This window comes from uncultured Turicimonas sp. (assembly GCF_902477955.1).
Lineage (GTDB): Bacteria > Pseudomonadota > Gammaproteobacteria > Burkholderiales > Burkholderiaceae_F > Turicimonas.
Genome location: NZ_CABSJB010000045.1, coordinates 1 through 20,674 on the forward strand (window position 1 = coordinate 1; position 20,674 = coordinate 20,674).

19 protein-coding genes, 3 tRNA genes and 1 pseudogene are annotated in these 20,674 nt (G+C 42.5%); 5 read left to right on the forward strand and 18 right to left on the reverse strand.

Annotation, left to right across the window (positions count from 1 at the left end):
• Window positions 1–86, forward strand: a pseudogene (locus RDK53_RS10710) (IS200/IS605 family transposase); the annotation flags it as partial.
• Between the two features lie 355 nt (window positions 87–441).
• On the opposite strand, the gene RDK53_RS10715 reads toward RDK53_RS10710, so the two are convergent.
• The gene (locus tag RDK53_RS10715; RefSeq protein WP_308514748.1) at window positions 442–966 is read right to left on the reverse strand and encodes a NifB/NifX family molybdenum-iron cluster-binding protein; all 525 of its coding nucleotides are present in this window, start codon (window positions 964–966) and stop codon (window positions 442–444) included.
• 145 nt (window positions 967–1,111) lie between these two features.
• Here RDK53_RS10715 and ribB point away from each other — a divergent pair, with 145 nt between their 5' ends.
• A complete protein-coding gene (ribB, locus tag RDK53_RS10720) occupies window positions 1,112–1,765 on the forward strand; it encodes a 3,4-dihydroxy-2-butanone-4-phosphate synthase (protein WP_308514750.1) in 654 nt (217 codons plus the stop codon).
• A gap of 32 nt (window positions 1,766–1,797) precedes the next feature.
• Here the strand turns inward: ribB and rfbD are convergent, their stop codons facing one another.
• The 5 genes from rfbD to RDK53_RS10745 form a co-directional block, all read right to left on the reverse strand.
• Window positions 1,798–2,661 (reverse strand): dTDP-4-dehydrorhamnose reductase, encoded by an 864-nt coding sequence (rfbD, locus tag RDK53_RS10725; protein ID WP_308514752.1) that lies wholly within the window; start codon window positions 2,659–2,661, stop codon window positions 1,798–1,800.
• A gap of 83 nt (window positions 2,662–2,744) precedes the next feature.
• The gene (locus tag RDK53_RS10730; protein ID WP_308514754.1) at window positions 2,745–3,524 is read right to left on the reverse strand and encodes a hypothetical protein; all 780 of its coding nucleotides are present in this window, start codon (window positions 3,522–3,524) and stop codon (window positions 2,745–2,747) included.
• 98 nt (window positions 3,525–3,622) lie between these two features.
• Window positions 3,623–4,777, reverse strand: coding sequence for a Na+/H+ antiporter NhaC family protein (locus tag RDK53_RS10735; RefSeq protein WP_308514756.1), 1,155 nt, complete (start codon window positions 4,775–4,777; stop codon window positions 3,623–3,625).
• A gap of 190 nt (window positions 4,778–4,967) precedes the next feature.
• Window positions 4,968–6,035 carry an exodeoxyribonuclease VII large subunit gene (locus RDK53_RS10740; protein ID WP_308514758.1) on the reverse strand — a complete coding sequence of 356 codons (1,068 nt, stop codon included), beginning with the start codon at window positions 6,033–6,035 and terminating at the stop codon, window positions 4,968–4,970.
• A 6-nt stretch (window positions 6,036–6,041) separates the two neighbouring features.
• The gene (locus RDK53_RS10745; RefSeq protein WP_308514760.1) at window positions 6,042–6,575 is read right to left on the reverse strand and encodes a methylated-DNA--[protein]-cysteine S-methyltransferase; all 534 of its coding nucleotides are present in this window, start codon (window positions 6,573–6,575) and stop codon (window positions 6,042–6,044) included.
• 120 nt (window positions 6,576–6,695) lie between these two features.
• Here RDK53_RS10745 and lplT point away from each other — a divergent pair, with 120 nt between their 5' ends.
• Both lplT and RDK53_RS10755 read left to right on the forward strand, forming a co-directional pair.
• Window positions 6,696–8,000, forward strand: a complete 1,305-nt coding sequence (gene lplT / locus RDK53_RS10750) for a lysophospholipid transporter LplT (RefSeq protein WP_308514761.1) — start codon at window positions 6,696–6,698, stop codon at window positions 7,998–8,000.
• A 67-nt stretch (window positions 8,001–8,067) separates the two neighbouring features.
• Window positions 8,068–8,143: transfer RNA gene (locus tag RDK53_RS10755), tRNA-Glu, on the forward strand.
• 62 nt (window positions 8,144–8,205) lie between these two features.
• On the opposite strand, the gene RDK53_RS10760 is transcribed toward RDK53_RS10755, so the two are convergent.
• The 4 genes from RDK53_RS10760 to cysK form a co-directional block, all read right to left on the reverse strand.
• Window positions 8,206–8,391 carry a hypothetical protein gene (locus RDK53_RS10760; protein ID WP_308514762.1) on the reverse strand — a complete coding sequence of 62 codons (186 nt, stop codon included), beginning with the start codon at window positions 8,389–8,391 and terminating at the stop codon, window positions 8,206–8,208.
• A 217-nt stretch (window positions 8,392–8,608) separates the two neighbouring features.
• Window positions 8,609–8,773 (reverse strand): hypothetical protein, encoded by a 165-nt coding sequence (locus RDK53_RS10765; RefSeq protein ID WP_308514763.1) that lies wholly within the window; start codon window positions 8,771–8,773, stop codon window positions 8,609–8,611.
• Window positions 8,774–9,380: 607 nt separating this feature from the next.
• Window positions 9,381–10,283 (reverse strand): formate dehydrogenase accessory protein FdhE, encoded by a 903-nt coding sequence (locus tag RDK53_RS10770; RefSeq protein ID WP_308514765.1) that lies wholly within the window; start codon window positions 10,281–10,283, stop codon window positions 9,381–9,383.
• Between the two features lie 440 nt (window positions 10,284–10,723).
• The gene (gene cysK, locus RDK53_RS10775) at window positions 10,724–11,650 is read right to left on the reverse strand and encodes a cysteine synthase A (protein WP_308514767.1); all 927 of its coding nucleotides are present in this window, start codon (window positions 11,648–11,650) and stop codon (window positions 10,724–10,726) included.
• Window positions 11,651–12,116: 466 nt separating this feature from the next.
• Between cysK and RDK53_RS10780 the strand changes: the two genes are divergently transcribed.
• Window positions 12,117–12,201: transfer RNA gene (locus RDK53_RS10780), tRNA-Leu, on the forward strand.
• Between the two features lie 575 nt (window positions 12,202–12,776).
• Here RDK53_RS10780 and RDK53_RS10785 read toward each other — a convergent pair.
• The 8 genes from RDK53_RS10785 to RDK53_RS10820 form a co-directional block, all read right to left on the reverse strand.
• A tRNA-Leu gene (locus RDK53_RS10785) sits at window positions 12,777–12,861 on the reverse strand.
• A gap of 20 nt (window positions 12,862–12,881) precedes the next feature.
• Complete coding sequence (gene secG / locus RDK53_RS10790) at window positions 12,882–13,247, reverse strand: preprotein translocase subunit SecG (RefSeq protein WP_308514769.1); 366 nt, start codon at window positions 13,245–13,247, stop codon at window positions 12,882–12,884.
• A 15-nt stretch (window positions 13,248–13,262) separates the two neighbouring features.
• Window positions 13,263–14,033 carry a triose-phosphate isomerase gene (tpiA, locus tag RDK53_RS10795; protein WP_308514771.1) on the reverse strand — a complete coding sequence of 257 codons (771 nt, stop codon included), beginning with the start codon at window positions 14,031–14,033 and terminating at the stop codon, window positions 13,263–13,265.
• 118 nt (window positions 14,034–14,151) lie between these two features.
• Window positions 14,152–15,264 carry a [FeFe] hydrogenase H-cluster radical SAM maturase HydE gene (gene hydE / locus RDK53_RS10800; protein WP_308514774.1) on the reverse strand — a complete coding sequence of 371 codons (1,113 nt, stop codon included), beginning with the start codon at window positions 15,262–15,264 and terminating at the stop codon, window positions 14,152–14,154.
• Window positions 15,265–15,627: 363 nt separating this feature from the next.
• Window positions 15,628–17,802 carry a polyribonucleotide nucleotidyltransferase gene (pnp, locus tag RDK53_RS10805; protein WP_308514776.1) on the reverse strand — a complete coding sequence of 725 codons (2,175 nt, stop codon included), beginning with the start codon at window positions 17,800–17,802 and terminating at the stop codon, window positions 15,628–15,630.
• A gap of 177 nt (window positions 17,803–17,979) precedes the next feature.
• Complete coding sequence (rpsO, locus tag RDK53_RS10810; RefSeq protein ID WP_066592107.1) at window positions 17,980–18,249, reverse strand: 30S ribosomal protein S15; 270 nt, start codon at window positions 18,247–18,249, stop codon at window positions 17,980–17,982.
• Between the two features lie 172 nt (window positions 18,250–18,421).
• Window positions 18,422–20,026 (reverse strand): sulfatase-like hydrolase/transferase, encoded by a 1,605-nt coding sequence (locus RDK53_RS10815; RefSeq protein ID WP_308514779.1) that lies wholly within the window; start codon window positions 20,024–20,026, stop codon window positions 18,422–18,424.
• A gap of 54 nt (window positions 20,027–20,080) precedes the next feature.
• Window positions 20,081–20,548: a TfoX/Sxy family protein gene (locus RDK53_RS10820; protein ID WP_308514781.1), complete on the reverse strand. Its 468-nt coding sequence runs from the start codon at window positions 20,546–20,548 to the stop codon at window positions 20,081–20,083.
• Window positions 20,549–20,674: the final 126 nt, after the last annotated feature.

The window sequence follows — 20,674 nt, forward strand, 5'->3', positions numbered from 1 at the left end:
CTCCTTCTTATTTTGCTGCAAGTTGTGGGGGTGCACCTATTTCTATTATCAAACAGTACATTGAACAACAGAATACGCCTTACTGAAAAAATTATTATATTCGACCCTTATATCACCGTCCTAAAGGACGGTGTTTTACGGGTCGGTCTGATAAAATTCGCAAATTGTTCTCAAAATTTGAACAGTTAGCCAAGAAAACTTGTGAATAGAAAAAGTCTCGATTCATCAAACAAAAGATGAAAGGCGGGAATATTAAGTGAATACAGCCAAAGCTGCTAGAGATTAGAAAGAAACAGAAAGATTTTCACAAACCTTTAACAAGTTCTTTTCAAAAAAAGATTAGGAGAGGAGTTCTGAACACAAGAAAACCGCTGCTTTGATCAAATTCTGACCAAGCAGCGGTTTTGTTTACTTTAATCTAACGGATATCTGCTTTGAAGATTAGTGGCATCCGCAACCGCAGCCGCCTTTGCCTTCTTTTCCGCTGATATCGCAAGTGTCTTCATGATGACCGCCGCAACCGCAGCCGCCTTCTTCATGATGATGTCCGCCGCAGCCGCAAGTACCCTCACCTTCTTCGTGATGATGGCCGCCGCAACCGCAGGCACCTTCACCTTCTTCATGGTGATGGCCTCCGCAGCCGCATCCGCTGACAGCACCGGCAACTAAAGTACCTTCGAGCAATTCTTTAACTGCTTTGTCAGGGGAACCGGAAACGCCCGGAACGATATCGATTCCGGCCATAGCTAAAGAAACAATAGCGCCTTGACCAATGCCTCCGCAGATGACGATGTCAACGTTATGGTCAGCTAAGAAGGCTGCCAATGCGTTATGACCGCTTCCAACGGTATCGATAACAACTGATTCAACTACTTTACCGTCTTCGACAGTAAAGAGTTTGAATTGTGGTGCATGTCCGAAATGCTGACAAATTTCGTCGTTTGAATATGGTGTTGCTACTAACAATTCTTTCTCCTTTGAATAGTTCTGAAATTTTACCAAGAATCCCAATTAACGAGTAATTTTGAAAGGTAATTTTGTTTTTGTAAGATATCTGCGGCAATCATTGGTAAGATCACGGGAATTCTTAAAAATAAAGAGAAAGTTAGAAATGTCACAGGCAGAAAATTTACTTCATAAATACGGAAAAGATTCTATTGAAAGAGTAGAAAAAGCTCTTGCCGACCTCCGAGCAGGTAAAGGTGTTCTGGTAGTCGATGATGAAGACAGAGAAAACGAAGGAGACTTGATTTACTCCACAGATTTCTTGACCGAACAGCAGATGGCTCTCATGATCAGTGAATGCTCGGGCATCGTATGCATTTGTCTTCGTGACGAAGACTGTAAGCGCTTAGAGCTTCCTCAGATGGTACCTAACAACACCAATACTCAAGGAACTGCATTTACCGTTTCTATTGAGGCTGCAAAAGGCTGCACTACCGGTGTCAGCGCAAAAGACAGAGTCACTACCATTAAAGCCGCTGCAAATCCGGATGCAAAGCCGACAGACCTTTTAAGACCGGGCCATGTTTACCCTCTGCGCGCCAGAGCCGGCGGTGTGTTAGAAAGAAGAGGACACACGGAATGCACGGTTGATTTAATGCGTTTGGCAGGATTAAACCCTTGTGGTGTACTCTGCGAAGTCATGAACCCCGACGGCACCATGATGCGTCTCCCGCAAATCTGCAAATTCGGTGATGAACACGGTTTAACCGTACTATCCGTTGAAGATCTTGTTGCTTACAGAAAAGCAAAAAATCTATAACAAGCTTCGACTAAACTAAAAGGCGCTGCGGATTATTCCGGCGCTTTTTTGTTTTTGCGGACAAATTCTCTTAGCGATGCTTCCCAATTGGGCATTCGAGGTATTTTAGCTTCTTTTAGTCTCAAGCTTCGCAGCGAAGTATTTTTCGGCCTCTTTGCTGGTCGAGGAAAGTTCTTTGAAGTTACTCCGCACACCTCACAGACCGAGCCAAACTCTTCGGCAATAACTTTTGCCATTTCTAATCGGCTAACGCAGCCCTCATTGACGAGATGGAAGGCGCCCTTAACGTTCTCACGTTCTATGAAATACGGGATATGAGTGCACAAGTCAGCGATACTGGTCGGACTTCCGAATTGATCTTCTACCGCTTGTATGCGAGGGCTTCCGGTACGCAATTTATCTATTATAGAACTGACAAAGTCAGGGCCTTTCTTCCCGTAAAGCCATGCTACTCGGAGAAGAATTGCATCAGGATTTGCTTTCAAGATTGCCTTTTCTGCCCTTTCTTTTGTTTGTCCGTAAAAATTTGGATTTCCTCCGATTTCATCTTCTTCCGTGTAGGAAGAGCCCTTTTCACCGCTGAAAACGTAGTCGGAAGATATGTGGATCAAGCGAATGTTTAATTTTTTGCAGACTTCTGCAAGTTTTTGAGAGGCCAATACATTGGTTTCTTCTGCTTCCTCAGGGTGAGATTCACAATAATCCACATCTGACAACGCTCCCGAATGAATAACCACATGTGGCTTCGTTTGCAGAAAAAATGAGTAGAAATCAGTTTGAGGGCTCAGGGGAAGTTCTGTCCTAGTCGGAGCGCAGACCTCATAAGACGAAATAAGGCTCTGAAGCAACTCAGAGCCTAATCTTCCGGTAGCACCGGTAAGCAGGATCCTTTTCATAACGGCTTTACAAAGTAAATTTCCAAGGATCCTACCTTCATTTCGACTCAAAACCAAGAGTTTTACGCTTGCTAGGTCAGTTTTTAGAAATTCGGACCAACGAACGATCCGAAAACCTTATCTCCTAATTCTGCAACGGCAAAATGACGAATTTGAAGAGCTATTCTTTCGATATGGTAGGTATTGTCAATTCCGTTTGGAGTACCAAACAAATCCGTTGCAAAAACCATTCCCACAGGCTTTCCATCCATGCCGATAATAGGAGCGTAATAGAAAGCGTCATGCGCACGGACGTTAGTCAAATCAGCCTGCCAAAGCTTGAAGTACTCTTTGTATTTATTGATGCCTTCGCAAACAATAACTTTCGGAGCATACTTCTTGGCAGCTTCTGCAAAGACTTTTCCTCTTTGAGCGATCAAGAAATCCCAATAATCTTTAAATTCTGGGAGTCCTGTATATTCCGCGAAACTAAGTTTTTTGCCGTCTACTTCAATAACTTTTTCCTCTTTCCAGTTTTGAACAGGATTGTCGCCGAAACTAAACGGAGAAACTGCCAGAGTGAGAATAGATTGTGCTTTAGGATCCTTGTCATTAAAGACCTTGCTTACATCCTCTGCCGGTTGGCCAACGATATCGTTTGCCAGAGCAGCAATGGAGGATGAAACCGGGCAAGAGGCAGGAAGCCCCTTGAGCAAGCCGCTAATATCCTCGATAGGAGCATCAAAGAATGATGGTGTAATTACATCAGGGGTTTTGCATGAATGATCAATGCACAGCCAAATCGGAGCTTCCGGATTTCCTCCCATGCATCCGGAAAACGAACTAATATACTTTGCGAAGACTTCTGGAACTTTTACTTCCATGATTCGATATCTCCTTATTAATATCTGAACGATATCGACACTATAGAAGCTTCCTTAGATGAATAGGATCTGACCCTCCCATTGTAAGCAAGCAGATTTCAGTTCCGTTTTTTAGCAAGCACACTCTTCTCCCGTACCAACCAATAAAGCGGAACCAAATAAATGAAAAATGCACCTATCACGCTCGATACAGGAGCACCAATGGTTGCAATTGGAACAGCACCCGCAATGGACCACGGAATAAGAGCCGGAATCAAAATGGAAGAGTTCTCTAAATCAATTGCCATCTTCTGCTTGTCAGGCTGAATATTGGTACATAGCTGCTTGGTAAGAATCACGGTTAGAACCTGATTGCAGGAGATAAGAGCAGTAGTAATAGCAGTTAATAAAATCGCCGTAAAAGGGCTGCTTGTTTTAGAGATCTTTTCGACACCATTCTTCAGGGTATTAATGAGGCCAGTGCCTTCAAAAAGCCCGGAGTAAGTACACGAAATACAAATAATAATGACGACAGGAACCATCGATAAGAAGCCCCCGCCATTCAGCATTTTGGAAAGAGAAAGATCTTTAGAGACATAGCCGGAAAATAATGTTTTAAGAATCTCCTCGACTCCTCTTTCTTGCAAAATAAATGCTAAAACTACCGCGCTCAACACACTGATTGAAATAGATTTTTTTATATCGAGTTTGGCAAAAATCAACCCCAACAAAATAATTGCCGGTACAGCGGACCACCAGCTCATCACAAATTCTTGAGCAAACTGATCTCCAAGCGACATATGAATTTCCTGGTATGTTTGACTCAAGCCGAAACCGAGATAAATCAGGCAACTTAAGATGAATGGAATGGCTGCACTGACAAACATCAACCTGACGTTCTGATAGAGATCCGTCTTCGTTACCACCGCCACCAATGATGCACTGGAAGATACAGGAGAATTGCGGTCACCTACATAACATCCGGCCAGCACGGCTCCCCCGGCAAGCATCGGATCAGCACCGGCTGCCATACAAACCGACATGGTAATAACGCCCATAGTCGCAGACGTACCAAAGGCCGTGCCGATAAGAAGGCTTAATGCAGCATTTAGAACAAAAGCAAAGAAAAGACAATAATCCGGAGAAATTAGATTAACGGCAAAGCTCACTAAATATGGAATAGTGCCGCTTATACGCCAAGAAGCAGTCAACAGGCCGATCAAACTCAAGACGACCATAATGTTGAAGCCGGTTTTTTGGCCTTTGCCAGCCATCACCATTAACTGCTTTGCACTAAAGCCCTTATAAAGCCCATAACTAAAGAAACACAGAAAACCTATAAGAAGAGCCGCAATAACACTGATATCTAAGCTCAAGCAAATTATTAAAGCTAGCGCAAAAATGCCTAACGTCAGGATTTCAATCATTTAATTTAGAAGTTTGGGTAAAGAATAATGCGTCGTTTTAGCGAAAAACGAACCAGGCCAGGAGGGCCAATGAAGCCAATATTAATACCCAGAAGATTTTTTGAGGAATACCGCTAGATAAAAATTGTTTCCTTGTCTGCATTGCCGACACTTTAATTTCTCCCGGATAGACCGCTTCGACGACTCTCACAAGCTCCGAGATAAAAAGCGCAGGAACATTGGTATACATGTCTCCGCTTTCTTTCAGCCATAGTTCATCGGAAGAATGCGCTATCGAGATGCATACGGGAGTGGACAATTTAATGATGGTTTCGCAAAGCTCTTTATTATTTAAAGATGCCAACTGAAAAGGATCGCCGCCCCCTCGGGCTAAACAAATAAGGTCGTATTCCCCGGTTTGAGAATACCCTTCCAGTTCTTCGCATATCTTCTTGAAATGTTCCTTGGTTTTCTTGATATTTAAAGAGGGAGGACTAAGAGTATTATCAACCGTGTACAGACGAATAAAATTCTCTATCCCTTCAGCTCGGGAGAACTCTGTCAAAATATCGTCCCTTCCCTTGCCCGCAGGCCCATAAACAAGAACTGAGAGTTTTGATTTTCTTGCCAATTTGGAACTCAGTTCTTCTATAAGTCTTTCGTCTCTAGGTTTTGAGGCTGGATTTTGTTGAAACAAAGCACAGATCTCTTTAATTTCCTCCGAAGATTGAAGTTGTATCTGCTGTATTTTTTTCAGCACAGTCGGTTCTCTCAGACAGATAGCCGCAGTGCTGGAGTCTTTCCATATTTTTATTTCTAAGCGTCCTGATAGCACAACTTCCCAGTTAGCAGCGTCAGCAAGAGTGCTGTCTTTTTTATTTCGCTCAAAGACCTGAAGAGTTACTTTTGATAGATCAATTTCCTTACCGGTATCCGACGGCTCTTCTTCAATTAGAGATTCAGTAATCTTTAAAGCATAAATGGAGTAGTTTTTCTTCTTTTCCTTTGGAACAAGTACGCCTTTAAATAAAAATTCTTCTTGCTGGATTGGCTGAAGGACAGCTTCCACTCTATGGAAGGCGTCTAAAGGAGTTAGAGGCTTTTTAGTAAAGAAAAAAGAAAACATGAAAGACTATTCACCGGTCAAATTAAACTCGTAATTCTCGGCATCAAACTCCATGTTGATCAAGAATTGTTTAAGTTCTGTGCCTAAGCTGTAACCGCCCAATGTCCCGTTATTAGCTATAACTCTATGGCAAGGAATGATGAATGGAAGCGGATTTTTTCCATTCGCATTTGCCACCGCCCGAAACTTCTCAGGATTTCCCATGCGTGCAGCGCGACGCTTGTAGGACCACAATTCGCCGTATGGGATGTGTTGGAGCATTTGCCAGACCTGATTCTGGAATTCCGTTCCGGTCAAAAGCAAAGGCAACTCGAACACTTTTCTTCGTCCCGTGAAGTACTGGTCAAGCTGTTTGGCAGCTTCGTTCAAGAGAGGAGTATCAGTGTATTCATAAGAAGTTTTATAAGTTTTAGCCAAAGTCTGGGCTTTCTTCTTAATATTTTTACTGTAAATCCAATCTGAAAGACAGAGCTTGCCTTCGAGCTCTCCTAATGCAAGCTCGTGACCTTGGGCAAGAAAATATTTTTTAAGTTTAATCATAGGACTGAATTTTATTCGAGTTTTGAACTCTCTCAACGTCAAAAGTTAACCAAAATATTTTTATGTAACATCTCCGAGCCTGCTATTTGCTAGAATCCCTTGAACTATTTCGGAGGCATTGTGACACGTGGCTTTTACACCATTATGGTGGCGCAGTTTTTATCATCTTTAGCAGACAATGCACTTTTGATTGCTGCAATTGCGCTTTTAGCAACATTGAATGAACCTGCTTGGATGACTCCTCTTCTCAAGCTTTTCTTTGTAATCAGTTACGTACTCTTTGCAGCTTGGGTTGGTATTTTTGCTGACTCTATGCCTAAAGGTCGAGTGATGTTCATCACCAATGCTGTCAAAACTTTCGGTTGCTGCGTGATGCTGTTCGGGACTCACCCGCTTCTTGCGTACGGTATCGTAGGTTTAGGTGCTGCGGCTTATTCTCCTGCAAAATACGGAATTCTGACGGAGCTACTTCCTCCCGAAAAACTAGTCAAAGCTAACGGCTGGATTGAAGGCTTAACGGTTGCTTCCATTATTTTAGGTACCGGCTTAGGAGGCTTTTTAATTTCTCCGATGGTTGACAGTTTTATTCAAGGTCACGACTTCATGGGCGTCCATAATGCCGCCCAAGCCGGTATTGCCGCAATGATTGTCGTGTATGCACTTGCCGCCATCGCTAATCTTTTCATTCCTTTGACCGGAGCTGTTTATCCCAAACAAGACTTCCGCCCCATTCATACGCTTAAGAATTTCGGAAAGTCCTGTGCCCTGTTATGGAAAGACAAATTAGGTCAAATTTCTTTATCCGTTACTTCTCTTTTCTGGGGTGCGGGAGCAACCCTCCAGTTCTTAGTATTGAAATGGGGGGACCATGCTTTAGGTCTGAACCTTTCCGAATCCGCTATCCTTCAAGGCGTTATTGCTATCGGTATTGCTATCGGTGCGGTTCTGGCTGCCAGCTTAGTTTCTTTAAAGAAGAGCGTAAGCGTTCTTCCCTTAGGCGTTTTGATGGGAGTAGTCGTTTCCGGAATGGCATTCTTCAACAAGAGTTGGATCCCCGGAGGATTTGATCTTTTAGGCTTCCATTTCAGCTGGGCCGTTATTTTTGCCTGCATTATGCTGATTCTTGTTGGAGCCATGGCCGGTTTCTTTGTTGTTCCGATGAACGCACTCCTTCAGCACAGAGGACATGTTTTAATGAGCGCCGGACGTTCAATTGCCGTCCAAAACTTCAATGAAAACAGTTCTATCCTTGTAATGCTCGGTTTATATGCACTGCTTATCAAAGCAGATTTAAATACTCCGACGATTATGGTTATTTTCGGTATTTTTGTTGCTGGCTCAATGCTTGGCGTTATCTTCAAACATAAACACAACCAATCTATTGAAGACTCCCTTCACTTGATCGGCGAAGATAAGAGACACTAGGAAAGAACGCTAGCAAAATATTTCAATTTATTCTTTTGTAGTGTTAGAATCTCTGCACCTCGACAATATCTCCATCGTCTAGAGGCCTAGGACACAACCCTCTCAAGGTTGGAACACGGGTTCGACCCCCGTTGGAGATACCACAACCCGTTGATACTAACGGCTTATAAGAGAATCAAGAAAAAAAGCCCTACAAAAAGCCCACTCATTCATCGGTGGTTTTCTGCGCTGTATCTAACAGCGCTTGTAACTCTTTCGAGAGCATCTTGACGTCTGATTCCAAACGAGAGACATCGCTTACGCTCTCTATCGGCAACACTTTTGGGTTTTCGTTCAAGCTGGAGGAGCTGGCCACGCATCCGGTCAAGCTCAGTACGGCGAAGAGACTCATCAAAGCGAATCTGAATCAGAACAACCGCGAGGCTCGTATGCTTGGTTTTGAACTCTTGTACTTCAGCACGGGCATGTGAATTTTGTCCCTGGTGTTAGCCAATTAGGCCAGAGAGAGAGTAACAAAAAATAGAAGTCCGATAACTTTTTCTGAAGGTCTCATTGATCCTACAAATAAAATAAAGTTGATAAAGAAAGGAAAGCTCAAAATTAAAAGGTCAAGTATGTAAAACCATTTCCATCTTCTCAGTGCCTCTTTCAAACTGGCTGGATTTAAATTCTCCTTCAGCCATTAACCAGTGGTCGTAAATGAGAAAACAGCCTCCCGAGAAACAATCAAAGCCCCACTTGCTATGCTCTTTAGAAACTTGTGAATCCTTCATCTGTCTGATTGTTAAAATAGGTATGGCATACCGAAACAATACAGGACTAAATGAGATATTTATTAGATTAATGTAGTTAAATGGCTGACTAGCCAGGTAACGACAAACGGCTATAAAAAGATATCGGACATGTTGGAGAGAATCGGAGCCGCCTCACTTATCTGGGACTGTTTCAAGGATCTGACAAAGGTTGTTTAATAGCCGCCGTGACTTTACTAGTATCGTTTTTAATGGCTAATAGGAAGTAAAAAATGAATGGCACATGGGTAAACGGTGCCTTAATAGCTGTCTTCTTTGGTGGTTTAGGTCTAATTGGTATGTATCCACAAGACCATAAGAAAGAGGATAAAGCTAGCTAATCGCATAAGGACAAATAAAAGGTATTCACAGATTTTCAAAAAGAATAAGCTGGGCCATTTTTTATTCTTACGGCTTTGGCTTTATTTATGAAAAGTAGAATCGCTGGATCTTGGGCCGGACTACAAACAAAAAATACGTGCTTAGAGATTGAAGTAAGCACTTTTTATGTGCGTTCAGCGGAGCACACATAAAAAAACTCTCGGCAACGGAGAAATTACCGAGAGCTAACAGAAAAAGATATAACTGCTTACTTCAATTCTTCTTCTAAATCTTTTGCGAACTCTTCATGGTAGAGAGACTGAATAACACCACATGCAGTCTGCTCAACATCATAGTCAATATTCTCTCCCAATTGCTCTTGGAAAACTGTTGGAAGGACGCCGCCACATTTTTCGCAAACGTACAAACGATGGATAGGATCTCCATCGGAAAGAACGTATTTGAGTTTGTTAGTGTTTCTTGTTCCGCAGTAGGCACAGCGAACACGCTCGAAGGGCCATACAGTTCCACAGCAAGCACAGAACAGTTTTCTGGAATTACCGGCAATATTTCCTTCATTGCCTAAAGAAGCAAGCGTAGGAGGTTGTCCGCAGGTCGGGCAAGTCATTGGCTGATCAGAAACCTTTAAGTCTCCCGGATGACCGACGAATTCAGTCATTTGAACACCGAGGCTGCTTAAGTAGACACGAACAGCATTGATCAAAAGACCCGCAAGGATCATTTGAAGAAGTTCGTTTTTCTCTTCACCCTGAAGTTCGTTGACAGCTTCTAAGAAGAACTGGTTAGGATCTTTACCTGCCAGTTCAATGGTTTTGTCCGTGAGCTTAGAAAGGTCTACTGAACGAAGAAGAGACTTATTGTGCTCATCGTGAATAATGCCCTGCTCTAAGAATTCTTTGACTAACTCATTAAGATGTCCGCGGAATTCAGAAGGAATAATTTGAACTGGCTTTAAGCTGAGGTATGGAACTTTTTCCTTGATGGATTTAGCAGCAACTTCTTCATCCAAAGCGACAGGTTTTACAGTTTCCTGGATACGGTCTCTGCACTCTAAAAGAGAGTTTGCATAATCCATTAGACCGTTCCAGTCGAAAGAGTCCTTACGAGCTCTATAAGCTTCAATGGCCTCTTTTCTTTTTTCGTTAGTCATGGTTATCCCTTTTTTACTAAATGAGAATATTCTAGAAAAATGGGATATCGATAACAATCAGTCATTGATATTAAAGAAGTAACAATCAATGTCTATTGCTCAAAATAGAAATTAGTTGGAAAGTTTTTTTGCCATTCTTTCACAATTGGAACTGGTTTCATGTTATTTGAGGCCAGCAACTGAATTTCCTCTATGCAGAAAACTTTCCTAAGAATGAATTCTTATATGCAAAAACCAACCGAAAAATGTAAGTTAGCTTCTAGCCATTCTCTCCTAAAGAAAAATCATCTCTGACAGACAAACAACGGAGAATCTTTCGAGGCCTTCTACGAAAAATTATGACCATCCGGGCGTCGTGGATTGCAGGGATGGCCAATTAAATGAACCAGTTCAGAAGAATCCTCCTGAATCTTCTCTTCTGGATTGTTTTTCCTTTTGTTCTATTTGAATAAATCTGTAGAAAGATAACGATCGCCGGCATCTGGAAGAAGCACTACGATGGTTTTATTTTGGTTCTCAGGCCGTTCTGCGAGCTTCTGAGCGGCAGCTAAAGCAGCACCTGAAGATATACCAACCAAAAAGCCTTCTTCACGTGCCAAAGCTTTTGAAGCTTTAAAAGCTTCATCGCCGGTAATTGGCATAACCTCATCCAGAATAGACACATCCAAAGTTTTTGGGATAAAGCCTGCTCCAATTCCTTGTAAAGGATGGGGCCCGGGTTGTTTTCCGCTAATAACTGCTGAGGTTTCGGGCTCTACTCCTACAACTTTTACATCCGGATTTTTGGATTTCAAATAATTGCCTACCCCTGATACCGTTCCGCCTGTTCCGACTCCAGCTACAAAAATATCAACCTTCCCATCCGTGTCTTCCCAGATTTCTGGGCCTGTTGTTTTGACATGAGCAAGAGGATTAGCAGGATTTTCAAATTGACCGGGAATAAAGCTATTCGGATACTCTTTAGCTAGTTCTTGGGCTTTTTCAATTGATCCTGTCATTCCTTTCTTGCCGTCAGTTAAAACTATCTCTGCACCGTAAGCTTTCAAAAGATTTTGCCTTTCAACGCTCATGGTTTCCGGCATTGTAAGAATAACCTTCATGCCTCTTGCTGCGGCAATCGCTGCCAGCCCAATTCCTGTGTTGCCGCTCGTCGGCTCAATAATCACGGTTTCTTTGTTAATGATGCCCTTTTGGGAAGCATCATCCAGCATAGATAGAGCTGCCCGGTCCTTGACCGATCCTGAAGGATTCAAATATTCCAGTTTTGCAATAACCGTCGCCTTTAAATTTCTATTTTTAGAAAAGTTGTTTAGTTTCAAAAGCGGAGTTCTTCCAATAAGCTCGGTGATACTTTGGTAAACAGCCATAATAAGCTCCCAATAGGTAAAATAATTTATAGATTTGAAATAGAGAACGGACTCGTAAGGCCAAGACGCTTAACTAGATGTCTTCAGTTAAGGAGAGAAATTTCAGTTACAACAGTTCTCTCTTTGAGAGCTTCTGCGTACTTTTCTATCTTTCAAATTCATGATGTATTCCGTAGGTATGAAAATTTGATTAATCGAAGAAAAGTAAGTTTTGATTCGACTACCTGGAATCCATTATATGAAACATGAGTTTGTTTTTTAATTTTTCAATAATTATTTTTTCTTTGAAAAATTTGCTTACTTCTTCTTTTATCTAATTGATATTTATATATTTATTTACTAAAACTTATTCATTTTGATAGCTAAATTGAATATTTTTAGAGTAAAAAACTCAAGTAATTAAAAAATTTTTAGTACAAGCGCACACAAATTAAAAATTTATGCTATAGTTCGGTCTCACTTTCAAGCCGACGTGGTGAAATTGGTAGACACACCATCTTGAGGGGGTGGCGGCGAGAGCCGTGCGAGTTCAAATCTCGCCGTCGGCACCAGAATTACTCATTCCATTTTTGCGGAATGAGTTTTTTGTTTTGGAATCAAATTATTTTTTCTCATCGGCTCCTTTTTGTCATTTTCATTGCCGAAATTTTCATTTCTACCTTGCTTTTAAAAAGGCCTGTCATTTCCTGAAATTGATTGACTCCTCTTTGGTTTAAAAACCGTTTTTTGTTGACTACGCTTGCCTATTACTGTTTTAGGTTGACTATGAAAGAGTCCTAGCGCGCACAATACATTCCGCCACAGTCCGGTTAATAGATATAGTCTTAGTAATTTAACTATTTGCTCCTAACCTCTTGCCGGTTTCCCAAATTTTGAACTCCTTCACAGAAATTTTCGGCCAATGAAAGGAGGCCAAACATTGAGGACTCATAGCGATTCTTTTGACAGCTCTCTGTTTTGTAAAGGCGTTCTTTTCTTCAGACAACCGTTGAAGATTACCAGGCTCTTAGAAAAACTGTTCACGAGTGCTGGATTAGCGTTGAACTCGCATTTTCTTTAGAAAAATCGGCCGAATTTTCGCTGGATGTGACAAAGCCCAGACGATTAAATCTGGGCTTTAAAATTTTGGTGCCGACGGCGAGATTTGAACTCGCACGGCTCTCGCCGCCACCCCCTCAAGATGGTGTGTCTACCAATTTCACCACGTCGGCTAAATCAAGAAGTCCGTATTCTAGCGCGGAATTTGATTTTGTGCAGGAGATTCGCTACTTTTTTCTACAGGAGCTTTAACTGGCTCCGGAGCCGGTGCAGTAGTTTCGGAAACTGTACCCAACACACCGCCGGAAACTGGGGCACGATTGTGCTTTGCACCTACTGTCAATGCCAAAGTGGAGCAGAAGAAAATCGTTGCCGCAACCGCAGTGGAGCGAGATAAAAAGTTTGCAGAACCGGAAGCACCGAAAAGTGAACCGGAAGCGCCGCCTCCGAAAGCTGCGCCAAGATCAGCTCCTTTACCATGCTGTAAAAGAACCAAAACAATAATTGCTAGCGCACTCAAAACTTGAAGCACGATGGCAATAGTAAGAATGTAATTCATTTTTGTTTCTAACCGTTAAACAATAAACTCTACCGAGCTGGCCGCTTGGGCAATTGCATAAAAATCTTCAGCCTTTAATGAAGCTCCGCCAATCAAACCTCCGTCAATATCAGGACAAGCAAACAGCTTTTGAGCATTTGATGGCTTTACTGAGCCTCCATAGATTATTCTCAAGGAATCCCCAGCATCAGAATTGCGTGATTTTACACTATCTCGAAGGATCTTGTGAACTTCTTGCGCCTCCTCCGGTGTCGCAGTTTTTCCTGTTCCAATAGCCCAAACGGGTTCATAGGCTAAAGCGCCGGTGACTAGCATTTCAGGCCCGATGACATCAAGAACTGCATTGAGCTGTGTTAAGACAACTTCATTAGTTCGTCCCGCTTCTCTTTCTTCCAACGTCTCACCGACACAAACAATGGGACGGAGTCCAGCTTCGAGAACTTTTTGTGCTTTCAAAGCAACCATTTCATTAGATTCAGAATGGTACTGCCGGCGCTCGGAGTGACCAACAATAACAAAAGAGCATCCTACATCAGCAAGCATATTTGCTGCTACTTCACCAGTGTAAGCGCCATCATTATGGACAGAACAATCTTGCGCTCCTACTCCCATGTGAATTGCGGAAGTCATCAGACGATTTCTTAAAAAAGGAATAAAGACGTACGGGGGACAAATAGCGGTCTCAGTCTGAGTTTCTAAAAAAGCTGTGTATTGAGATACCCAGTTTTCAATAAATTCCAATGAACCGTTCATTTTCCAGTTGCCTACGACTAAGCCTCTGCGCATGGAATCCTCTATTTGTAATAGTGAAAAAAATAAGTTTAGCAAAGGCGCCAAGAATAAAAATTAAATTCTTGACGCCTGCTTTTGTAACAAAACTATATTGGAAGGAAAATGTCTTAACCTAGCAAGCCAGTTGTTCCTGTTTTTCTTGTTTCATAAGCCATTTTCGAGAGGAACCTGACTCATTCCAGCCTACTTCCCTTCCCCGCGATTGAATTCTTTCTTCCAAATGTAAGCCGAAATGGAATGGGTCATCGTTGAGACCGGGCTTATGATCGTAAAGTTGATAGCCTTCTCTGAATTTAGTAGGAGAGAGATTCGGCATGATGACGTTGCAGCCATATTCAATGGCAATCTCTCTTCCCTCCGGATGAAGAACTTGGAGGGCGGTAGCGGCTGCAATATTAATATTGCCCATTACCAGTCTTGTAACCGCAATCATATTCAAAGAAAGTTGAAAAAGAGCCTTATTCTCCATTTGTCCGAGAAACTCTAAATCTGCTTCTTCAGACATTAAATACGGTCCCATGCCAATCATGTCTGCATCTACCTGCTGGAACATGCGGATATCCATACAAAGATCCTCTAATGTCTGACCGGGAATGCCAATCATTACTCCCGTTCCGACCTGGTAGCCGCATTCTTTTAAATGCTTCAGACACTCTAAACGATGATCCAAAATTTTTTCGTATTTTCCTTTTGCCGAGTGAAGCATGCAGAAAAGATCCGCATTAGAAGTCTCAAATCTTGCCAAGTAGCGCAAATTGGATCTATTACCGCTGGCAACAGCCCAACGTTCATAAACTTCTTTTGTTTGTTCTCCCAAAGACAGAGTTACGCCCACTCCATCTGGAAGAACATCGCTTACGGTTTGTTTGTGAATTTCTCTGAGGCACTCTTCAATGAAACTGATAAATTTCTCGTCTCTTCTTTCGCCTGCCTGCAAACAGATAGATGCATAGCCATTGCGAGCAGCCCAAACGGCCTGATCAATAATTTCCTGCTTGGTCATCTCATAGCGGCGTACTTGATGATTGTCCTTCCTAATTCCGCAGTAACGGCAATTCGAAGTGCAGATGTTGGAACATTCAATCAGCCCGCGGTAGTAAACCTTGTTTCCCATCAAGGAAGTTGTTCTGCGATAAGCCTCTTCTTGAAGAAGCTTGCACTGTTCCGGATCTTTTAATCCTAAAAGAAAAATAATTTCTTCATTCGTAAAATCCGTTTTTTTCAATAATTCTTTTAGATTGAACAAAGTAAGCCTCTAAAAATGGAAAATTACCTGATTATCCCAATCTTCTTTTAATTCTTAATCGATCATTCTGAATAGTTGCTAAAAAGTTAATTCAGAATCACTTGTTATCAAAAGGAAAACACTTAGGAAAAACTAACTGAGAACTGATTTCACTTCCTTAATGGGATTAATTCCTTTCAAATTAGGAGAAGCTATGGGCCTTTGAGCTTAATGGAGAATAGATCATTAGCGGGAGAAGGAAAAGATGAAAACGTTTCAAAAAGCAAAGAAAAACCGGCACTTCCAAATACTTCTCTGCTTTTGAGAATACTTGAATAATGCCGGTTGATTACCGGGGCTTAATTAGCCGACGATAATGTCCGGATTTTCAGCGGACTGCTGTTTTTCAGCCGGTTTTTCTTGACGAGCCGGTTTCTCAATCAAAGCTTTCATAGAAAGTTTGAATTTGCCCTTTTCATCAATTTCCAAAACCTTCACGCGAACTTCCTGACCTTCTTTCAGATGGTCAGCGACCTTGGCAACTCTTTCGTGAGCGATCTGGCTGATATGAAGGAGACCTTCTCTACCCGGAAGAACCTGAACGAAAGCGCCGAAGTCCAGAATCTTTGTGACTTTGCCAACGTAAATCTGGCCGACTTCAACGTCTACTGTGATTTCGTCAATACGTCTCTTGGCTTCATCAGCTGCTGCCTGGTCAACAGAAGCAATAGTTACGCTGCCGTCATCTTCGATATTGATAGAAACGCCTGTTTCTTCTGTAATGGCACGAATAACTGCACCGCCCTTACCAATAACGTCTCTAATCTTTTCCGGATTAATTTTGAAACTCAACATACGAGGAGCATACTGGCTGAGTTCACGCTTTTCATCGCCAATTGCTTCATGCATGATTCCAAGGATATGCATGCGGCCTTCTTTAGCCTGAGCTAGAGCGACTTCCATAATTTCCTTGTTAATACCTTCAATCTTGATATCCATCTGAAGAGCAGTAACACCATGATCTGTACCGGCTACCTTGAAGTCCATATCGCCTAAGTGATCTTCGTCACCAAGGATGTCGGTCAAAACAGCAAACTTGTTGCCTTCCTTGATAAGGCCCATGGCAACACCGGCTACGAAGTCTGTCAGAGGAACACCTGCGTCAATCAAGGATAAGCAGCCACCGCAAACGCTAGCCATAGAAGAAGAACCATTGGATTCACAGATTTCAGAAACTACTCGCATAGAGTATTCGAAATCTTTTTCGGATGGAATAACGGCGCGAAGAGCGCGTTTTGCCAAACGTCCGTGACCGATTTCACGGCGCTTCGGAGAACCGACACGGCCTGTTTCACCGGTAGCAAACGGAGGCATGTTGTAGTGCATCATAAAGCGTTCGCGATATTCACCGCCGAGAGAATCAACAATCTGTTCATCCTGCTTTGTACCGAGAGTAGTAACAACCAAAGCCTGTGTTTCGCCGCGTGTAAACAGAGCGGAACCATGAGTTCTCGGGAGAACACCTGTACGGATTTCGATTGGGCGAACGGTGCGTGTATCACGGCCGTCGATACGTCTTTCTCCGGCAAGGATCTTGCCTCTGACGTGGCGTGCTTCCATTTCGAAAAGGATATTGTTGACTTCGTTAGGATCAACTTCTTCCAATTCGCCGGCTTCAATAGCAGCGGCAATTTTTTCTTGAACGTCTTCATAGACTACACGAAGGCATTCGTTTCTTTCTTGTTTGTTTCTATGGGTGAAGGCGTCGTTGATTCTGTCACCGACGATTTCTGTAATCTTAGCTAAGAGAGCTTCATTCTTAGGAGCCGGTTCCCAATCCCACAACGGCTTGCCGCCTTCTTCAACAAGAGCGTCAATGGCTTCGATAACTGCCTGCATCTGTTCGTGACCGAACATAACAGCTCCAAGCATAACTTCTTCGGAAAGCTGCTGAGCTTCGGACTCAACCATAAGAACGGCACGTTCAGTACCTGCAACAACCAAGTCAAGCTTAGATTCTTTCAACTGGGATTCAGTCGGGCAAAGAACATATTGATCGTTGATATAACCAACACGGGCTGCGCCGATAGGACCGTGGAAAGGAACCCCTGAAACTGCCAAAGCTGCAGAAGCTGCAATCATGGAAGGAATATCAGGATCAACTTCGGGGTTGACGGAAAGAACGTGAATGATGATTTGTACTTCATTGAAGAAACCTTCCGGGAACAACGGACGGATAGGTCTGTCGATCAATCTGGAAGTTAATGTTTCTTTTTCGCTTGGACGGCCTTCACGTTTGAAGTAGCCTCCGGGAATCTTACCGGCAGCGTATGTTTTTTCTATGTAGTCTACAGTCAGCGGGAAGAAATCCTGACCTGGTTTTGTTTCTTTCTTTGCTACAACAGTGGCAAGAACAACTGTGTCGTCCATGTTGCAGATAACGGCACCGGTTGCCTGACGAGCGATTTCACCCGTTTCAAGTGTGACGGTATGTTCACCGTACTGAAAAGTCTTTACGACTTTATTAAACATTGTCATGTGTAGTATTCCTTTGACTCGGCACACTGCGGTATCTGCGGCTCAGAAAAATTAAGTTTTTTTCGTCACGCACATATCGCAACGCGCCGGTTTAAAAATATTGAACCAAAAATGAACACAGCGGCAAGCGAACCGAATCGCTGACCGCTGCTGAAATCATCTTGCCGATTGCAAGGATTACTTACGAAGACCGAGAGCGTCGATAAGAGCCTTGTAGGCGTTTACATCGCGACCCTTGAGGTAGTCAAGTAATTTACGACGACGAGAAACCATCTTCAAAAGACCACGACGGCTGTGATGATCTTTAGGATTTACTTTGAAGTGTTCTGTCAATTCGTTGATACGGCCTGTCAACAAAGCAACCTGAACCTGTGGAGATCCTGTGTCGCCTTCAGACTGAGCAAACTTAGCAATAATTTCAGCTTTCTTTTCTGTGGTTTGTGCCATTTTAAATTTCCTTTCCGCCGAGGCGGTGTTAACTTGCGGTTTCAATTGGAATTAATCGAACCGTGTTGAAAAACGTCGTGCATTATAACGGAAAAACCTTAATTCGTCCGTGAGCATAAGTTGTAAATGAGTTTATTTGGACCAACTGAATGAGTTTGGGCTCATTTCCTTATCAATCTTCTATTTTTTGTTTCAAATCAGTCACTACCTTCGGTTCTTTCCATTTGTACTGTTTGCTCAGCCAAGACTTTTCGAAGATTGGGAAATTGCAGTGAATTCCTGCCAAGTCCAGAAGCGTATAGGAGAGCCAATCAGACCGGAAAGAAGAGCCTTCCTGAACTTCTTCACCTTCTGAAAGATCGCTGTAAGGCGTCCAAAACAAAAATGGAATGGTATAACCGCCCAACGAATTGTTGGAATGACCGGTTCTATCTTTTCTTTGTCCGGTCTCAACGCTGTGATCAGACAAAAAAATCCAAGAGGTTCTTACATCGGGATGGTTCTTATCGAAATTCTGCGTCAGCTTCAACGTATCAAAGAGCACTGCATCTTGATACAACATGGCCCTATCGTAGTGCTCAAGCATTTCTAATGTCCTTATGCTTCGCCCCTTCTCTTCCAACCTTGCCCTAGTTGCATCTTGGTCATTCCACAGAGAACTCATTTCAGACGGATATCGGAAAGAGAAATGAGGATGGATGCCAATCAGATGAACAACGATTAACTTTTTATCACCCGGTGTTTGTAAAGCTTTTTCTAATTCCGGGAGGACTTTTTCATCCATGGAAGTACTGGAGCGGCCGGCAACCCGATTTAAGTTAACCGCAGTATTAGAAAAATCTTGAAACTCGGCTTTGATTGCTACATCGTCTTGGTTGCTGATCCAGTAGATCTTGTAGCCGGCGGCTTTGAAGAAAGCAAAAAGTTTAGATTTCGAGATAGATGACGAGTCGGGGAATTCGAACATGTCATTGAATGCTGCAACAGTACTTGACTGAGTGGAGAATGCTTCTTTACTTACATGTAATTCGGAATCCTTGTCCGCTTCCTTAAGTCGGGGCGTTGTATCTCTGTCATATCCATAGAGGCTCATATTTTCACGATTCATGCTTTCGCCGACTACGAGAACTATGGTTCTTGGTCCCGGTTCAACGGAAAGGATATGTTTTGCTGCACGATCCAGAGCGGCATTGTTTTCTGCTTTTATATTTTTCCAATAGCTCTTTTTCTCTTCGCAGGATTGATAAAAAGTTAAGAGGCTCACCGGAGGAAAATGTGCACGCCAAGCTCTTTGGTACCAACCAAAGAGACTTAAACAGATGATGAGACCGGCAAACCAATAAAAATATTTTGAGCGCAATGGGGCTTCTTTCACCAGCGAAATTGCCAGATATGTCTGAGAAAGAAAAATGAAAAAAGCAACGGCAGACCATAGGACTATCTGAGGTGCCATTGCCATCAGATACTCTTTTGATTCCGATAGTGAAGTATTAGCTATCGATTCAAGAACAAAGCCTGAATTCAAACTCGCCTCGTAGGCATCTCGCAAATATGCTTGAATGCCTAAATAAAAATCGGAAAGTCCAAAGATGACCAACGAAAGACAAAAAAGCGTCTTCCTGACATTCGATGAAAAAGGAAATAACAGAATTAACGCAAAAGGAAACGAAAATAGCAGGACCTGAAGAGATTTAATGGCTCCAACGGCATACCATCCGAATAAAAAAGAGAGCAGGAACCAGATAAAAACTAATACTGCCGCTTTATTCTTTTTCATCGTTGATGACCTCTTATCCTTCTACATTCTTCAAAAGCGCTTATATCATTTTTCTTAGAGTTTTCTTTTGTTTAGATGTAACCAAGCAAGAAAAGAATTTTCGCGAACTTTTGAAGTTAAAACGTCCTTCCCCATAACAGACTCGTCACTCAGAGGAGAGCCAAGGCCTGATTGAGACAATACCTCCTCATTAGTCTTCTGCTTCTTTCTGCTCTTTTTGGGCTTAGGTTGAGGAAGATTTTCGTAAGCTCGGCGAAAAAGCGTTAGTAAAAGTTCTTGGTTTTCCGGATCTTCAACCAGCCACATAGGATTGACTGCACCATCAAAAAGTTTTTGTTGAGGAATTTCCGGCCACTTCTCTCTCATCTGAGCATTTGTTTTGACAAGAAGTTCTTCTCCGCATAAGAAGCCAACCGGCTTTTCGTTGATGTAAATGCAGAAAACAGAAAACATTTTTCCGACGTGTACTTCGCCCAGGGGTCTGAGTAAATCGGCGTAGTACTGTGCGAGAGAACTGCTCATGAAAAAATGAGAAAACAGAATTTTTTATTTTCTCAATTTTTTGCTCGTTTGTAAATGTCGTTTTGTACGAGGTAAAGAAAATGACGCTTAGTTACAATTACACCTGAGTGAACTTGTGAGCTTAGA

What these genes read in the sequence shown, in the direction of transcription:
- ribB (WP_308514750.1), top strand. Translation starts at nt 1,112, where the DNA reads ATGTCACAGGCAGAAAATTTACTTCATAAATACGGAAAAGATTCTATT.
- rfbD (WP_308514752.1), bottom strand. Translation starts at nt 2,661, where the DNA reads ATGAAAAGGATCCTGCTTACCGGTGCTACCGGAAGATTAGGCTCTGAG.
- RDK53_RS10730 (WP_308514754.1), bottom strand. Translation starts at nt 3,524, where the DNA reads ATGGAAGTAAAAGTTCCAGAAGTCTTCGCAAAGTATATTAGTTCGTTT.
- RDK53_RS10735 (WP_308514756.1), bottom strand. Translation starts at nt 4,777, where the DNA reads ATGGCTGGCAAAGGCCAAAAAACCGGCTTCAACATTATGGTCGTCTTG.
- RDK53_RS10740 (WP_308514758.1), bottom strand. Translation starts at nt 6,035, where the DNA reads ATGTTTTCTTTTTTCTTTACTAAAAAGCCTCTAACTCCTTTAGACGCC.
- RDK53_RS10745 (WP_308514760.1), bottom strand. Translation starts at nt 6,575, where the DNA reads ATGATTAAACTTAAAAAATATTTTCTTGCCCAAGGTCACGAGCTTGCA.
- RDK53_RS10760 (WP_308514762.1), bottom strand. Translation starts at nt 8,391, where the DNA reads ATGAGTCTCTTCGCCGTACTGAGCTTGACCGGATGCGTGGCCAGCTCC.
- RDK53_RS10765 (WP_308514763.1), bottom strand. Translation starts at nt 8,773, where the DNA reads ATGAAGGATTCACAAGTTTCTAAAGAGCATAGCAAGTGGGGCTTTGAT.
- RDK53_RS10770 (WP_308514765.1), bottom strand. Translation starts at nt 10,283, where the DNA reads ATGACTAACGAAAAAAGAAAAGAGGCCATTGAAGCTTATAGAGCTCGT.
- cysK (WP_308514767.1), bottom strand. Translation starts at nt 11,650, where the DNA reads ATGGCTGTTTACCAAAGTATCACCGAGCTTATTGGAAGAACTCCGCTT.
- secG (WP_308514769.1), bottom strand. Translation starts at nt 13,247, where the DNA reads ATGAATTACATTCTTACTATTGCCATCGTGCTTCAAGTTTTGAGTGCG.
- tpiA (WP_308514771.1), bottom strand. Translation starts at nt 14,033, where the DNA reads ATGCGCAGAGGCTTAGTCGTAGGCAACTGGAAAATGAACGGTTCATTG.
- pnp (WP_308514776.1), bottom strand. Translation starts at nt 17,802, where the DNA reads ATGACAATGTTTAATAAAGTCGTAAAGACTTTTCAGTACGGTGAACAT.
- rpsO (WP_066592107.1), bottom strand. Translation starts at nt 18,249, where the DNA reads ATGGCACAAACCACAGAAAAGAAAGCTGAAATTATTGCTAAGTTTGCT.
- RDK53_RS10815 (WP_308514779.1), bottom strand. Translation starts at nt 20,026, where the DNA reads ATGAAAAAGAATAAAGCGGCAGTATTAGTTTTTATCTGGTTCCTGCTC.
- RDK53_RS10820 (WP_308514781.1), bottom strand. Translation starts at nt 20,548, where the DNA reads ATGAGCAGTTCTCTCGCACAGTACTACGCCGATTTACTCAGACCCCTG.